General features: G+C 38.9%; 10 protein-coding genes. 5 read left to right on the top strand and 5 right to left on the bottom strand.

Going from position 1 to position 17692, the window contains the following annotated elements:
• Window positions 1–68: 68 nt before the first annotated feature.
• Window positions 69–1271, top strand: a complete 1203-nt coding sequence (gene mnmA / locus BFP71_RS13735; RefSeq protein WP_069836028.1) for a tRNA 2-thiouridine(34) synthase MnmA — start codon at window positions 69–71, stop codon at window positions 1269–1271.
• A 93-nt stretch (window positions 1272–1364) separates the two neighbouring features.
• Window positions 1365–1781, top strand: a complete 417-nt coding sequence (locus BFP71_RS13730; RefSeq protein WP_141719764.1) for a hypothetical protein — start codon at window positions 1365–1367, stop codon at window positions 1779–1781.
• Between the two features lie 79 nt (window positions 1782–1860).
• On the opposite strand, the gene BFP71_RS13725 is transcribed toward BFP71_RS13730, so the two are convergent.
• The 5 genes from BFP71_RS13725 to BFP71_RS13705 form a co-directional block, all read right to left on the bottom strand.
• On the bottom strand, window positions 1861–4314 hold the full coding sequence (locus tag BFP71_RS13725; RefSeq protein ID WP_069836026.1) for an ABC transporter permease: 2454 nt from the start codon (window positions 4312–4314) through the stop codon (window positions 1861–1863).
• A gap of 142 nt (window positions 4315–4456) precedes the next feature.
• Window positions 4457–6877 (bottom strand): ABC transporter permease, encoded by a 2421-nt coding sequence (locus BFP71_RS13720; protein WP_069836025.1) that lies wholly within the window; start codon window positions 6875–6877, stop codon window positions 4457–4459.
• A gap of 12 nt (window positions 6878–6889) precedes the next feature.
• On the bottom strand, window positions 6890–9304 hold the full coding sequence (locus tag BFP71_RS13715) for an ABC transporter permease (protein WP_069836024.1): 2415 nt from the start codon (window positions 9302–9304) through the stop codon (window positions 6890–6892).
• Window positions 9305–9321: 17 nt separating this feature from the next.
• Window positions 9322–11769: an ABC transporter permease gene (locus BFP71_RS13710; RefSeq protein ID WP_069836023.1), complete on the bottom strand. Its 2448-nt coding sequence runs from the start codon at window positions 11767–11769 to the stop codon at window positions 9322–9324.
• Between the two features lie 11 nt (window positions 11770–11780).
• Entirely contained in the window at window positions 11781–14189 is a 2409-nt protein-coding gene (locus tag BFP71_RS13705) for an ABC transporter permease (RefSeq protein ID WP_069836022.1), read from the bottom strand.
• 193 nt (window positions 14190–14382) lie between these two features.
• On the opposite strand from BFP71_RS13705, the gene BFP71_RS13700 reads away from it, so the two are divergent.
• Genes BFP71_RS13700 through BFP71_RS13690 form a run of 3 tightly spaced genes read left to right on the top strand, consistent with a single transcriptional unit; the run spans window position 14383 to window position 17618 of the window.
• The gene (locus BFP71_RS13700; protein ID WP_069836021.1) at window positions 14383–15756 is read left to right on the top strand and encodes a sigma-54-dependent transcriptional regulator; all 1374 of its coding nucleotides are present in this window, start codon (window positions 14383–14385) and stop codon (window positions 15754–15756) included.
• Between the two features lie 48 nt (window positions 15757–15804).
• Window positions 15805–16278, top strand: coding sequence for a hypothetical protein (locus BFP71_RS13695; RefSeq protein ID WP_069836020.1), 474 nt, complete (start codon window positions 15805–15807; stop codon window positions 16276–16278).
• The gene (locus BFP71_RS13690) at window positions 16278–17618 is read left to right on the top strand and encodes a sensor histidine kinase (RefSeq protein WP_069836019.1); all 1341 of its coding nucleotides are present in this window, start codon (window positions 16278–16280) and stop codon (window positions 17616–17618) included. The genes BFP71_RS13695 and BFP71_RS13690 overlap by 1 nt, the downstream gene beginning before the upstream one ends.
• Window positions 17619–17692: the final 74 nt, after the last annotated feature.

Raw genomic sequence — 17692 nt, 5'->3', positions numbered from 1 at the left:
AATGTTTTTAAGAACAATACAACTATTTTTGCAGAAACGGTGTTAGCCATCCTAGTTAGGAGAAAATCATGAAAAAAAGAGTAGTTGTTGGACTTTCTGGCGGAGTAGATTCCAGTGTAACAGCCCACTTGCTCATAGAGCAAGGTTATGACGTTATCGCTATGTTTATGCGTAACTGGGTTGACGACTCGGTGATCATTTCAGAAGAATGCCCGTGGGTAGAAGATAGCAATGATGCACTAGCCGTAGCGGAAAAATTGGGTATCCCCTTTCATGTGATCGATTTGAGTGCGCAGTATAAAGAGCGCATCGTCGATTATATGTTTAAGGAATATGAACAAGGCAGAACACCCAATCCAGATATCCTCTGCAACCGCGAAGTAAAATTTGACATTTTCTTAAAGGCTGCTTTAAAGCTAAAAGCAGATTATGTAGCTACAGGCCATTATGTCCAAAAAGATACCATCGAGGACAACGGAAAAACGGTACATCGCTTATTAGCTGGGGCTGATCCTAATAAAGATCAGAGCTACTTTCTGTGCCAATTAAACCAAGAGCAACTTGCTAAGGCCCTCTTCCCTATTGGACATTTACAAAAGTCTGAAGTAAGAGAAATTGCCCGAAAAGCTGATCTCATCACTGCGGAGAAAAAAGATTCACAAGGATTATGTTTTATTGGTAAGGTCAGGTTGCCTGACTTTTTACAACAACAACTCGCCCCAAAACAAGGCGAAATAAGAGAATTGGGTACTCAAGACACAAATTTTGACCCTTTTCATCGGCTTCAAAATCAGGAATTTAGGACGAAAAGAGATGAATTAGTAGCCCTTTCTACTCCTTACGAATACAAACCAACCGACGGTAAATTGGTTGGCGAACATAATGGTGCTCATTATTTCACCATTGGTCAACGAAAAGGCTTGGCGGTAGGCGGTACTCCTGAGCCCCTCTTTGTCATCGAAAAAGATACGACTAACAATGTTATCTATACCGGCCAAGGCGACGAGCACCCGGGTTTGTTAAGGCGTGGCTTATTTGTTCCGAATGAGGTAATCCACTGGGTTAGAGATGACTTGAAGATGGAAATCGGAGAATCACGTTCCTATATGGCGAGAATTCGGTACAGACAACCGTTAGAACCTGCTGAACTATATATGGAACCAGATGGTCTTTACGTTATTTTCAAAGACTATCAAAAAGGTATAGCGCCAGGACAATTTGTAGCTTGGTATGCCGAAAATGAACTTGTCGGTTCGGGAGAGATTTCATAATTGGCGGTGATGTATTGCTACCATCCATCAAATTCTAAAATCAATTAAACCTTCTGGCTAGTTGTTTGTCAAAAGCCATGTAAATACGAAATCATGAGAAAGACATTATTATTTATGAGTATGCTGCTTTTCGTTGGACTTGCGGCACACGCACAAAGAGGACAAGGCGGCCAACGTGGACAAAGAGGCCAGAGATTGGACCCTGAAGAAGCTGCAAAAACACAAGCAGAGAACTTCCAAGAGCAATTCGGCTTGTCAGATGAGCAATATAAAAAGACTTATGATGTGCTTTTAGCGACTAATAAGGAAAGAAACGAAAAGCTTCAAGAAATGAGGTCAAGTGGAAGTTTTGAAGGTATGCGAGAAGCTATCGCGGAGTTCCAAGAAAAAGCTGATAAGCAGCTAAAAGAAATTTTTAATGAAACTCAATGGACCGCTTACGAAAAGTGGAAAGAGGAAAGAGCATCACAACGCGGTGGTCGCCGTGGCGGTGGCCGTGGAGGCAACTAAACTTGCTTGTGTTTTTAGTTGAACAAAGAAGCCCCGACTGCAATCGGGGCTTCACTATTTTATAGGCTATTTAGTCTAATTACTCGTATCTCAAGGACTTCACGGGGTTTTCATTTGCCGCTTTTACAGCTTGCGTAGTGACGGTTACCAAAGCAATTAACAGCAGAACAATTGCCGGAAGAATAAATAGCACGACCGATAAATCGATTCTATATGCATAGCCACTCAACCATTCATTCAGTCCAAAGTAAGCCATCGGTGTAGCCAACAGAATGGAAATAGAAATCAGTTTTAAGAAGCTAGAGGAAAGCAACTTTATAATTGTCACCACACTTGCACCTAAAACTTTACGAATACCAATCTCTTTAACTCTTTGCTGAACTTCGTAGAGCACCAGACCAAACAAACCTAGAATAGCTACAAAAATGGTAATCCCTGCAAAGGCTGTAAATACAGTTCCAAATTGTTGATCGGCACGATACTGCTTTTCAAAATTTTCGTCTAAGAAGAAATAATCAAAATCGCTTTCTGGGTAAACTTGGCGATATGCACTCTCAATCTCACCTAGGATAGTCTTGTAAGCTTTGCCCGGATTATCTCCAGCATTGACCTTTATTGATGCATAATCAGATGCATATCCATACCGATCAAAGAACAATACCGTTGGGTCCACTTTCGTCTTTAGCGAATGGTGGTTATAGTCTGCAAAAACCCCAACGATTGATACTTGTGCCCCAAACCTGTTGATTTTCTGACCTATGGCCTCTTCGTTAGTAGCAAACCCAAATATTTTTCGGCTTGTTTCATTAATCATGATCCCATCATAGCCGCCACCGTCAGGAATTACATTTTCTATATTCGAATCGAAAGTTCTTCCTGCCAGAATTTCAAATTCAAAAGCTTTTGTAAAATCCTCATCTACTCTATAAAACGAGAAACTTACGCCTCTACCAGTTTTATTCACCAATTCGTAAAAACCAGTCGTGGTATTCATTTCAGTGGTTCCTTGACCAAAAACTGTCTCAGAAAATGCAACAGCTTGAACCTGAGCAATTCGGCTCAGTTCAGATTTGAATGTCTTTCTGTGCTCACTTTGAAGACTATCACCAGCAGACATTACTGGGTTTCGAACCACAATTGTCTGATCAATATTAACACCTAATGACTGTGAACGCATATGATTCACTTGCTGGTATATAGTGACCGTACCGGCCAAAAGAAGCATTGTAATCATAAACTGGAAGACTACTAATCCTTTACGCAGAATCAATCCACCTTTCGAATCTTTCAAGCGTCCGCTAATTACTGCTAACGGCCTATAGTTAGACAAAACCAATGCTGGATAAATACCCGATGCGAATGAGCCAATGAATAAAATCCCCAATACTTGCATTAAGGCCTGATTATTTTGGAATACATTAAAAGACAAGTCCAAATCAGCAAACTCATTGAATAGCGGCAATACGCCCTGGATACATGTAAGGGTTAACACTACGGCTAGAAAATTGAGCATAAATGACTCCAGTAAGAACTGCGTAATCAACGCGCCTTTGTTCGAACCCAATACCTTCCTTACCCCAACTTCTTTTCCCCTTTCCATAGCCCGAGCTGTTGAAAGGTTAATAAAGTTCACCCAAGCGATAATCAGAACAAACGCTGCTACCACTAAAAGGATATTTACTATCGACTGGCTACCATTAGTTTCTGCTTCATATGTTTTATCGGATTTTAAGTGAATATCTGTTAGCGGTTGAATGTCTAGACTATCCCCTCGCTCTAAAAATGGTTCCGTTCTTTCGAAATATGTTGCATTAAAACGCTTCTTGAAATCATTGTCCAAAGGAGTATTGGCCAAAATGTACATATACTCATTGTTACCCCCGAAGTTATCGTACTTACTTCCAAACTCTTCTACTGCTGTTTGATAGGAGACCAAAATATCAAACTTCAAGTGTGCATTCTCAGGTACATCTTTGATGACACCTGTAACTAGCATTGGAAGTTCGCCACCACCAGGTAACAATTTCACCATTTTACCCATCGGGTCTTCATCGCCAAAATAGCGCTCTGCAGTGCTTTCAGTAATGACAATGGTGTTTGCATCTTTTAGAGCAGTAGCTTTATTCCCTTGCTTCAAATCCCAGTCGAAAACTTCTAACCAAGAAGGTGTTGCAAAGAATACCCCATCCTCATTGAATGCTTTTTCACCATTTTTCAGAGACATTCGGCCGAACTTTCGAGCCATAGCAAACTCTTCAATTTCCGAGAACTCATTCTTCGCAAGTTTTCCCACAGCAGGGTAACATTGAGCATCTGCTATTTGGAAATCCTCTCCATTATAGATATCAACCGAAATCCGATAGATGTCATCTGCTCTACTATGAAACGTGTCGTAGCTCATCTCATACCTTGCATAGGTAAGAATTAAGAGACAGACCGTCATGCCCACGGTCAAACCGAGAATATTTATGAAGGTAAAAGACTTTCTTTTCTGAAAGTTTCTTAGTGCGACGGATATATGATTTTTAAACATGTTGTTTCGAATTTGTGTATGTGGCAGATGGCAATACTAGTACCAAATATACAACTCCCTCTTAATGAGGTATATAACAGATTTAGCAATCCTAAAATCGTATCATGATGACACACTTTCGTATCATCATGATACGGTTGAATCATTCGTATCGCAATGTTTCTGCTGGATTTGTGCGAATCGCTTTAACCACTTGATAACAAATCGTTACGAGCGTTAAAACGAACATCAACATAATCGGTAGTAGCAGTAAACTTGTAGAGATATTAATATGATTAGAAAAATTCAATAACCATTTGTCTACAAAGAAATAGCCAATAGGAACGGCCACTATTGACGCTAACAATATGAGTAATACATACTCTCTCGTCAGCAAATAGAAGATATGCTTCACTGGTGCACCTAAGATTTTTCTGATACCTATTTCTCTAGACCTTTGACTTATATTGTATAGTGACAGCCCAAATAAGCCTAATGATGTGATTACAATGGCCAATATGGCAAAGAATGAAAATATCTGACCAAAAAGTCGATCTGCCTTATATTGTCTGTCATAATATTCGTCTAAGAAGAAGTAATCGAAGTGGCTAGTCGCGAAGCTACTGTTAAAGACTGTCTGTACCCTTTCAACTGCTTCACTCATATCATCAGTATTCAGTTTTATCGAATAGAATTTATCTCGATTTACTTTTGTGTAAATATGTGGCTTGATATTCACCTTGAGGGACTCTTGGCTTATATCATTTAAGATCCCGATGAGTCGATAAGGAATTGTTTCATAAAAAATAGTTTTTCCAATCCAATCAGCCAGATTTTCTTCTCCCAATAGTTCTTTTGCAGTTTGATGACTTAAAACTACAGAAGCAGAATCTGCAAAGCCCTGTTCAAAACTTCGGCCATATAGGATATCTATCTCATATAAATCTGTAAAGTGTTCATCAATAGCGACATCCTTTGCATAAAGGGCTTTATCGTCGGCACCAGGGCCCAACGCAATCCAACGCATTCTAGAAATCTCATAACCTGGAATTTCAGAAGATGCACTTATACCTTTTACGTCACTCATTTGGCGTACGCCATTCATAAATGCCGCTTTACTTGATGCCCTACTCTCCATCTCCATAAAGGGCTTTTTAACCACCAGCGTACGATCGATATTCATGCCCAATGATTGATTTTGCATAAATGAAAGCTGCTTCTTAACAGCTAACGTTCCTACAATTAAGATCAAGGCTATGGCATATTGAAAAAGGGTCAGCCCACGTCTGAAAAGTAAACCAGATTTACTCACCTTACTTTTGCCGTTCAATACAACTGATACTTTTTGGTTGGAAAACAGTAGCGCAGGATATAGACCGAATAATACAGAACCAAGTGTAAACAAGCCAATAAACCCTAAGGTGGATATCAATGCCGCTGACCCAAAAAAGTCAATCGGTATGCCGATCAACCCTTGGAAGAAACCACGAGTTAGTTGCAATAGGGTCAACGAAAGTATGATCGCTATAAAATTCATGGTCAAAGATTCCACCAAGAATTGGCTCACGAGCTGCCTTTTAAAACCACCCATTACTTTTCTTATCCCTACTTCCTTCGCTCTATCCACTAATTTGGAACTGCTTAGGTTGATATAGTTTACCCATGCAATCACCATAATGAAAACACCAATGATGGATAGAAAACTGACAGTTTCTTTATTTCCGTTCGCCTGTATTTCATAGGAATGATGTGAGGTCAAATGGATATCCTGGATGTTTTGCAACTTCATTGTTAAGCCTTCATCGTGAAACCACGCGCCCTCTATCCCCACAAATAAATCATTGATTTTAGTCTCTAAAACTTCAGGAGACGTACCATCGATTGCTTTTACATAGGTATAGAAATTGCCCCAGTTATAGATATTGTCTATGTTCCAACTCGTTGGTAGAGATTTCATAGAACATAAAATCTCGAAAGGCATATGCGTATTTTCAGGTAAATCTTTGAAGACACCTGTTACTTTAAAATCTACTCCTAAATTCTTGAAATAAAGCACTTTACCCAATGCTGGATTATCCCCAAAAAAGAGTTGAGCATATTTCTCAGAGATGATCATCTCATTTGGGTTCTCTAAAGATGAGGTGGAGGCCGAACCCTCTTTCCAATCTAAGTCTATGATTTGCAGTGCATCATGATCAGCAAAAAAGCCCTTTGGAACATTATATGTTACAAACTGATTGTCATCATTCTTATTTGTGAAAGCAAATGACTGAAAAATAACATCATAACTAGCAAAACGCGCTACATGAGAAATTTCTGGTAGTCCTTCTTCCAGTGGAATCTTCATTCCAGAAAAAACTGAGGCTACTCCGTCATTTGGATCTTCATTTGCCTCTACCCTATAGATTCTGTAGATATTATCAGCGCCCGAATGGTACTGATCGAAGCTCCTCTCAAAACCAACATACTTGTAAATCAACAAGCACGCGACCATTGAAAGGGCCAAACCAATAACATTAACAAAGGAAAAAACCTTGTTTTTCGATAGTTGTCGAATAGCTAATCGTATGTTTTTTATAAGCATAATGAAGTTGTTTTATTCTTGTCTTAATGCGTCAATTGGGTTTCTATTTGCTGTTTTAATCGCAATTCCACCAGTGGTGAATACTGTTATAGCGATGACAATTAATACTGGTATTAAAAACATATAAGCCTTTAAGCTTATGGCAAATGTGTATGCGTTCAACCAAAGGTCTGAGGCATAGAACGCAACTGGTATAGCAATAAGAATGGAGATGACAGTAAGCCCAACGAAATTCCGAGCCACTGATATAACTAGAGATACTGAATGGGCACCCAATACTTTTCTGATTCCAATTTCTTTCTTTCGGAGTGAAACGGCATAAGATGCTAGGCCGAACAAACCTAAGCACGAAATACAGATTCCCAGAAGGGTGAAAAAATTGAATATTTTTCCAAAGGCCTTATCTTCTTTAAGCTGTCTATCAAAAAATTCGTCTAAGAAAAAGTAGCTGAATGGACTATTTGGATATGATTCTTTAAAGATAGATTCTACACTATCTATTAGCGTTGCATAATCGGTCCCAGTCAGTTTTAAATTGATGTAAGAGTCAGCTTGAGGAAAGTATTTATAGATGATTCTGTCATAGTCCGATTTAAAAGATTTCTGAAGATAATTCTCCACTACACCAATGACACGATATCTACTGTCTCCTTCAAAAACTAATTGATCTAAAGCCTCTTTTGGATCTGTAAATCCGAAATTAACAGCCGCTGCTCTACTGAGCATAACATTAGCAGTGTCAGAAACTAAATCTTGATCAAAATTTCTACCTGCTATCATTTCCAAAGAAAGATTCTCGATAAAATTATGGTCGATCCCCAAAAATGGAATTGAAGTAGCTTCATTAGGTGCAGAGGTAGCTAAACGAACATTGTTATTTACCCAGCTAATTTCAGCGCCTGGTACATTCGTGGAATTACTTACTTGAACTACGTTCTTATTATTGGTTAGCCTATTCTTAAAAGAATTGAGCTTTTCGATAGAATTGGCACCCGCAGTTGGCCCTTTAATAACTAGCACCTGCTCCGCGTCAAAACCCTTATCAGAATTTAGCATAAAGGAGATTTGACTTCTTACCACTAAGCTCCCAACTAAAAGGAAACATAGTATGGTAAACTGCAATACGACAAGACCTTTTTTGACTAGAGCTTCTAAACCAGACTTTGCCTTAAAACCTTTTAGCACTCTTAAAGCCTTCATTCTGGACATAACTAATGCCGGATAAAAACCAGAAAGTAGCGTGCCTATAGTTAATAGCATGGCTAACAATAAGCCCAATTCATTAGTCAAAACCGGAGCACTACCGATGTCTTTACCGAGAAGAGGAAGGAAGAATGGTAGGCTGACCTGCATGAGCGTAAACCCAATGGCAATGGCAATAACATTTAGTACAAATGATTCTACCAGAAACTGCCTAAAAAGATTCCATCTACTAGCCCCTATTACTTTTCGAACACCAACTTCCTGGCCTCTTTCAAGTGCTTGAGATGTAGACAAATTGATATAGTTGAAATAAGCTAATACCAAGATAAATGAGGCAATCCCAATGAGAATTCGCACAATTTTCGCATCACCTAATGGACCTACTTCAAACCTTAAATTAGAGGTTAGGTAAATGTCTTCTAATGGTTGTAATTGTAAGATAGGGTTGACACCACCCTCAATCAGAGCTGCATAAAATTCTTGTGTAAAGGCGGTTAACTTCTCATTAAACTCTTTTAAATCAGCTTCTGGCGATAATAAAAGATACGTTGGAAAAGCATTCCAACCACCGGAAGCACCAGCCCTACCCTGAGAGGCTTGATTAATGTTTTCGAAAGACATTAAAGCCTTAAAATCAAAATGTGTGTTAGGAGGTAAATTTTCGAAAACTCCAGTGACTTGATATAATTGGTTTTCCCAACCGTTGGCAAGGTTTAAAAATTCACCTACCACATCTGCCTTTCCAAAATAGTTGTAAGCCACTTCCTCCGAAAGAACAATCGAATTAATTGGTGTTAGCGCGGTTTTCTTATCACCATGAATAAAGTTGAATGAGAAAAGTTCAAAAAAGGAACTATCAGCATAAAACAGCCCTTCCTGAATGAATTGCTTATCGTCAAACGATATCACATTATTCATGTAATCAGCGGCATGTAACTTGGAATAGAGCTCTACTTCAGGAAATTCTTGTGCTAAAATAGGTCCAGTAACTGCCGTTAAACCAGCACTTTTATCATGATTATCTGCATAAATTCTATCGAACCTTACACGATAAATTCTGTCTCCTTTTTCATGAAACTTATCAAAGCTTCTTTCAAAAGAAACAAACTGATAAATGATTAAAAACGCAGCTAAACCGATCGCAAGCCCGAAAATATTAATAAACGAGAATAGCTTTTTTTTGGTCAGACTCCTTAATGCAGTTTTAAAATAATTCCGTAGCATAGTTCAATTGTTAATGGCTATTCTTGACGTAATGAGTTGATGGGATTTGACTTGGCTGTCTTGAAAGTCTGTCCAAAAATTATGAGCAGGCTCACTACGATCACACTGATTATTGGTATAACAAAGAACAGCACACCAATTTTGGTTTGATACTCAAAGCCCGAAAGCCATTCTGTAGCACCCCAATAAACCAGCGGTAAGCCTATACCACTCGCCAAGGCGATGAGTAAAATAAAGTCCTTAGACAGTAATTGAAGAATATTCGGGATAGTAGCGCCTAGAACTTTTCTAATTCCTATTTCTTTTGTCTTTTGGATGGCTGAATAACCCGCCAGACCAAATAATCCTAGACAGGCAATGAGAATAGCTAATACTGAAAACAAATTGAAAACGGACCCAAACTGTTTGTCAGCTTCATACTGACGCTCAAATCGGGAATCCATAAAGTTGTACTCAAAAATATCGTTTGGATAAAAGTCGTTGAAAGACTTTTCTAAATAAGCGATCGTTTCCTGTAGGTTTGAACCATCCACTCGAACGTGATACACGTCATTCCCACCACTCATAAATGGTACGATCATTATAGGCTCTATCGATTCCTTGAGCGATCTGTGATGAAAATCAGCTGTCACTCCTACGATCTCCCAATCTCTTCCGAAATAACTAATCTTAGTACCAACTGCATCTATTGGACTTTCAAATCCAAGCAGCTTTGTAGCCTTTTCGTTGAGAATGGTACCCTTAACCAAGTTAAAATCAGCATTGTGATCGGTTCTTACAAAGTTTCGACCAGCGAGTAACTCTACCTCATAAACCTCCAAGAAACCATAATTAGCGTGGATTCTATTGAGCATACGGCCCTCGCTTTCAGGACTAGTCCTCACATTAAAAGTTCTTGGTAATCTTTGTCCCAAGATCATACTAGAAGTTCCTACGCGTTGGACTCTTGGGTTCTCTTCAAGTTTATAAGCAAACTGATGAACCTTATCGACAAAAGTGCTATCGAATGTATTGAGCGATGGCGGCTCTACCGTAATTACACGATTCATATTAACACCCAAATCTTGATTTCTCATGAAATTGGTTTGTTGATAGACTAAAATCGTACCTGCTATAAGCGCAATTGATAAGGCGAATTGAAAAACAACCAATGTTTTTCTAAGCCGCTGTCCTTTAGAACTCTTACTAAATTCTCCCTTCAAAGATTGTGATGCCTGAAAACTAGAGAGAACGAAAGCTGGATAAATTCCAGATAAAATTGATCCTAAGATTAGGAAGCCAAGCATCCAGAAATACACTGGTAAACCATTCAACTCTAAATTTAAAAAACTTAAAAGGCTCAGGTCTCTTCCTACCAGTGTGTTAAAGAAGTTTTGGGATACCTGAACCAAGGTGACGGCTAAAACGAATGCAAGAAAATTGAGAATCAATGACTCTACTAAAAACTGATTGATTAGCTGCCCCTTGCTTGCCCCTACTACTTTTCTTACACCTACTTCTTTGGCACGCTGTAGTGATTTGGAAGTAGCCAAATTGATATAGTTAATCCAAGCCATGGCCAAAATAAATGCGGCCACTAGAATAAGCGTCCAAACCATGCTACCACTCGCCGTTGTATGGTTTTCATATTCGTAGTCCGAATAAAGATAAACGTCTTCAAGTGGCTGTAAATGAAACTTTTCAAAAGTTCCAGTTACTTGATCTCCTTTAAAATACTTTTGACTGAAATCTTCAAATTTAGCTTCTAGCGCAGCTACATCTGCCTTGTCATCTAATAAGATATAATGAAAATAGTCTGACCCATTCCAGCTAAACTCGGCATCTTGAAAAAAGTCAAATGTGGTTGCTCTTGAAAGAATAATTTGATATTGAAGGCTAGAATTTTCGGGAGCATCTTCGATCACCCCGACCAGTTCGTACTCCAGCCGACTAGAACCCATTTCTATAATCTTACCCAAGTGTTCTTCCCAACTTTCATTATCTCCAGGGAATAGTTTTTTCGCAGTACTCTCTGAAACAACCATTTTTCTTTTGGCATCGAAAACTGTTGCTGGATTTCCAGCCAAAACATCAAAAGAAAACACCTTGAAAAAACTCGGCTCAACCAGAATAGTGAAGGGTATTTTTACACTTTGCTGATTATGGGCTACTACATTTTGACCGAATGTGCTTAACGTGAAATAATCGACGATTTCAGGGTAATCTTCAAACATTTGCTTACCCACGGCTGAGTATGTAATCTGGCCTCTTTGAATCATTCTTTCCCCTTCGAACCTTTCATTCATGACGCGATAGATATTCGCCGAATTCTTGTGGAAACGATCCACATTGAGTTCATTAAAGGCATATTGGAGAATGAGCGTAGATGCCGTAATTCCGATAGACAGCCCCAAAATATTAATGAAGGAAAAAAGTCTATTTTTCTTGAGTGACCTAAGTGTTGTTTTGAAGTAATTTCTGAGCATGATAATTTGATTTAGTCGTTTCTAAGTACTTGTGCTGGATTTGTTCTTACTGACTTAATAGAATGGAACAATACAGTTCCTAATGCGATGAATAGTAGGACGAGCATGGCAATCATGAATAATTCCGGTGAAATATCTACATGGTATGCAAAGCCATCGAGCCAACTAGACATAAGTTGATAAGCAATAGGTATGGAGATAATAGCAGACACAATAATGAGCATTAAGGTCTGCCGATTGAGTAAATATGCAATCTCACCAAAATCGGCACCTAACACTTTACGAATACTAATCTCCTTAATGCGATTGGACATATTGATACCAGTCAATCCAAAAAGCCCAATACAGGCAATTAGAATACCTATAGTGGTAGATGACTGTATAATATGCTGCCAACGCCTACTGTCTTTATATCGATTTGCAAGAAAATCTTCCATAAACCGAACCTCTGCGAGTGGCTCACCAACTACCTCTTCATAAGCAGCTTTAACATCAGCAATTCCTTGATCTACATTGCCTCCCTTTAATTTCACGAAAAGTGAAGACAAATTGCTTGACTCTCTTAAATCGAAGCTTATAGGGTACATCGCTGTTTGAAGGGACTCAAAATGAAAGTCTTTTACTACACCTCCGATATACGAATTCATAGATTTAAACATGGCAGTATCGGCTTCTAATAAATCGAAATAAGTCTCATTCACATAGTTTTTTCCAACTACCAATTCTCCTTCTTTTGGAGCGGGAAACCCTTGACGATCCACGAATTGTATGTCAAGTGTTTGTAAAAAGTCTTCGTCCACTCCTACACGTCTAATTCTATGTTCTACGCCATTTAAAACCGTTATGCCAAAGCCGCTTCCACCAATGAAAATGCCGTTACTGTTTCCCGCGTGCTCTACAGCCGATGACTTTTCAAGTACCTGTTTTACTAAATGAGACTTACCCCATAAACCACCAACCATCACTACCTGATCTTTATCAAAGCCCAAATCCTTTTGATTGATATATTTAAACTGCTTTTGCATGACCAATGTGACAGAAATAAATACCAGGCATAGCGTGAATTGAAAAATCATCATTCCCTTGATCAATGCTGGACTTACACGGCTAGATGTTTGCCCTTTTAGACCTGAAATAACTTTAAACCGCGATAATACTTGAGCGGGATATCCGCCCGCAATAATTGAGATAAGTAACCCGAACAGCAGGCCATAACCTAGTAACATGATGTTTTCACTTACGCTTGGCTGAAGCGATTTGCTAGCGAAATCGTTGAACTTCGGTAAAAAGCCTTGCATCAATGTAAAACCGCCTATAACTGATAATAGAGTCAGCGCTATAGCTTCAATATAGAATTGAAACTTGAGCTGCGATACATTGGCACCCACCACTTTACGTACTGCAATTTCAACTCGACGACTTGCCGATGATGCAATGCTAATCGACAGGTAGTTAATACTCGCTATGATTAAAATTACTGCTGAGATAGCAATTAAGATGTACGAGTAAAGCGGAGATGATGACTTATAATACCGTATGGTCGGGTCTAGATAAACATCACTCACATTTTTAAGACCATATTCTTGCACAGGATTGTCAGCAGAAAGCTTTAGACGTTTACGCTGACCATCAAGGGTCTCAGCATTGTTTCGCTCTAACCAGATGTCTCTTACTTTAGTATTTACTGTAGCTATTTGCGAAGGGTCTTTCAGTTTAAAAAAGGCTGAAATAGCAAAGTAATTCCAGTCATCCGCATGCTCTTTATAGTAATAAGAGTTCTCTACCCGCAAGACCACATTAAAATTGAACATGGTATTATGTGGAAGGTCAATCACACCAGTAACAATGTATATCTTGTTGGGCTCGCCATTTGTAACCAAATCCTTACCAACTACATCGGTGGTACCATAATGCTTCATCGCGAATTCTGTGGTAATGACCGCACTACTCTGGTCATCCAATGCCACTTCCCCATCACCCTGTATAAAATCGAAACTAAAGTGATCGAAAAAATCAGCGTCCACATAATGCGCAGTTTCTCTAGACTTTTTGCCACTTTTCAAAGTTTCAATGCCAGAGTACTCCACTAGGATGATATTTTCCACCTCAGGTACTCTAGATTTGATCTCATTCAAAAAAGGTAGGTTAGTAGTGTATGACTTTTGGACGTCTTTCAGTGGTTCAACATCCCAAAATCCAGCCTCCATTTGAGGATTATCAGCTTTGTACTTGATGGCGTGAAACAAAAAGAGTTCATCACCGCTCTTGTGAAAATTGTCGTAACTGAACTCATCCTGGACGAATAAAAAAACAAGAAAACACATCATTAGCGATACCGAAAGACCAATAAAGTTGATGAATGAATAGAGCTTGTTTTTAACGTGAATCCTAAATGCTGCCTTGAAGTAGTTTTTAAACATTTTACTGTGGTTTATTAGCCGATGGCACACATTAATCCTAATTCCGTGCCTAAAACACAAACCACTGTTAATCTGATAGTTATATAATTCATTTGCCGTTCCTAACGAAATTTGTCTCATTGTGACACGAATACTTGTGTCAATATGAGACAATCGATAAATTAGTAACTACGAAACACTGAACAACTACAAAATGACTAAAGAGGACGCCAAAATTTTGGTACTGGATGATGATCAGGGAGTGCTTTACACTGCGAAAATGATCCTTAAGCAGCATTTTGAAACAGTAATCATAGAAAAAGACCCACTTAAGTTAGACTTCCTTTTAAATCAGCATAACTACGATGTAATAGTGCTGGATATGAATTTTTCATACGGCCTCACAAGTGGAAAAGAAGGTATTAAGCTACTTCGAAAGATATTGGCCAAAGATCCGAATGCACATGTGCTGATGAACACCGCCTACGGAGAAATTGATATCGCTGTAGAAGCGATGAAAGAAGGAGCTGTTGACTTTTTAGTTAAACCTTGGCAAAAAGAAAAGTTATTGGCCACTGTTCAGTCTATTTGCAAATTGAGTAAGACCAAAAAGCAGGTTCAGGAATTAAAGACTAGTCAAAAAATCGTCGTCAAAGATCAACAACGTGAGTTTGAGGATATCATTAGTGTCAGTCCCACCATGAAGCCTATTTTTGAGGCAATTAACAAGGTAGCCGAAACTGATGCGAACGTTTTAATCTTAGGTGAAAATGGTACGGGTAAAGAGTTAATTGCACGAGCCATTCATAATAGATCATTAAGAGCAGATGAGAATTTTATAAAAGTAGATTTAGGAGCAGTTTCCGAGACACTTTTTGAATCTGAACTATTCGGACATGTCAAAGGAGCTTTTACCGATGCTCGAGAAGATAGGCCGGGTAGATTTGAAATGGCCCATGGTGGAACTTTATTTCTTGACGAAATTGGTAACCTATCCTTGGCTATGCAGGCTAAACTTTTGACAGCACTCCAATTCAAACAGATATCAAGAGTTGGCTCGAATAAAGCGATCAATTTGGATACACGCTTAATCTGTGCTACCAATATGCCTTTGTACGATATGATTGTTGAAAGCGAATTTCGACAAGATTTACTCTATCGCATAAACACGGTCGAGATCAAGTTGCCACCATTACGTGATCGGATCGAAGATATAGAACCATTAGCCAGACATTTCCTTAAAATGTATGGCAAGAAGTATCGTAAAGAAAAAATGCGGTTGAATGATACTACGCTAAACAAACTAAAAAAATACTCGTGGCCAGGTAATGTCCGTGAATTGCAGCATGCCATAGAAAGGGCGGTTATTATGGCCAATTCTCCCCTATTAGCGCCGGAAGATTTCCTATTAATAGAAAGACCGACACAGAATGTCATTGCTACGGATAACTACAACATAGAGGAAATGGAGAAACAAGCCATCCAAAATGCAGTCAGAAATGCGGAAGGCAACCTTACAAAAGCGGCCCAAACTTTGGGACTAGGTAGAAGTACTCTTTATAGAAAGATGTCGAAATATGGACTCTAAAATTCAAAAGATTTTGCTAGCTTAGCCCTACCTAACCACCTCAACCGGATGAAAAGATTCACTACCTTAATTATCCTTCTGTTTCTATTGTCCCCATTAATGGGTCAAGAATCAATAGACGACATCGCTAAGCAAATCAGAGAAAGTCAACTTAAAGATGAAACCAGTGACTGGGTTCATTTTGGAACTTTTGATTACACCGTAAAAGGTGTAGACAATAAAACTACGAGTTATCTAAGGGTTGAAGAAAATACAACTGTTCGTATGTATTTACTGGCTAAAACAGATTGCTACATGTATTTCGACGTAAGAAACCAGAAAGAGTCATATGTCTTTGGTACAAACGATCCACTGAGTCTAGAAACCGATCTAAAGGGTTATAAAGCAGCTACTTCTATTTACACTACGGAAAAGGAATTTATGATGAATATCAATTATGGATTACGCTGGGGTTGTGAAAAAATGATTGATACCGAAATGAGACTCATCGTGTTTTACGTAAATAAAAATGCAGATGACTAATGGAGTATAGGTACTTCCGTCTCAATGTCATTGCGCGAATTTCCCTTATTATTCTTTTTGGTTACGGGGCTGTATATGTTGTTACGCAGACCCATTTTTGGCTAGTATCTTTTTGGCTCATACTTGCGCTGATCATCACCTTGATTAATCTCGTTAAGTATGTGGAGCGATCGAGACGAGAGTTGGCCAATTTCCTGTTGGCCATAAAACAACAAGACTTTAGTAATACCTATCACTATAAAAAGGAAAACGACCTGAACTATGCTTTTCATGAAATAAATGATGTGCTCAAGAAGCTGAGAAATGAAAAGGCCTCTAATCTCATTTATTTACAAACTGTGGTAGAACATGTCCGAGTCGCTCTTATTTGTTTCGATGAAAACATGAGGGTACAGCTTGTTAATGATGCCTCGAAAAAGCTTTTCAATAAACCGCTCATTACAAGCATCAAGGCCATTGAAAGAATCTCCCCTGAACTAGTCGACATCATTGAAAGAATAAATAGTGGGGAAAGGGAGCTTATAAAGCTTTCCCTAGGAGGCAGATTCGTTAACCTATCCATTCTTGCTACCGAGTTTAAACTGCAAGACGAATCTTTCAAGCTGGTGTCATTTCAAGATATAAAAAGTGAACTTGAAGCCAACGAACTAGAGTCTTGGCAGAAATTGATCCGTGTTTTGACACACGAAATAAAAAACTCGGTTATCCCGATCTCTACCCTTTCCGATGTCATCTTACAAATGGTTAAAGATGACGATGGCTCGACTGACCTGACTAAACTTGATGATGAAGGTGTGGAGGATTTAGTCGGAGGACTTGAGACTATTGAAGCAAGAAGTAAAGGCCTAGCGAATTTTGTTAAGACTTATGATCAGCTGACTAAAGTTCCAAAACCAAAATTAGAGCCAGTAAAAGTGGCCGGAATGCTGGATCGTGTTAAGAATCTCTTTAAAGCTGATGTTGACCAAAAGCGGCTACTTTTTCGAGTAGATTGCGAAAGTGATCTTGAAATATCCGCAGATGCAGACTTAATTGATCAAATTCTAATTAATCTGGTGAAAAATGCTTTTGAAGCCTTGCAGGACACTCCAAACCCTACAATTGAACTCACTGCACGACAGGAAAATGATGAGGTGGTTATCTTAGTGAAGGATAACGGATCGGGTATTCCTGAGGAGGTGATTGAAAACATCTTTGTGCCGTTTTATACTACAAAAGAAGCAGGATCAGGCATCGGCCTCTCATTATCTAGACAGATCATGAGACTACACAAAGGCAGCTTAGAAATGACCTCTACCCAAAAAACAGGCACCACCTTCGCCTTGAAATTCCGTTCCTAGTAACTCAAACCTTACTTCAAGACCGTTAACGATCGATCTGTACCTGAACTACAATCAAAAGAGGTTTTCGATAA

Origin of the sequence: Roseivirga misakiensis (genome assembly GCF_001747105.1) — a bacterium.
GTDB classification, from domain to species: domain Bacteria; phylum Bacteroidota; class Bacteroidia; order Cytophagales; family Cyclobacteriaceae; genus Roseivirga; species Roseivirga misakiensis.
The sequence above is the reverse complement of the archived record's forward strand: the minus strand, read 5'-3'. Positions and strand labels throughout refer to the sequence as shown.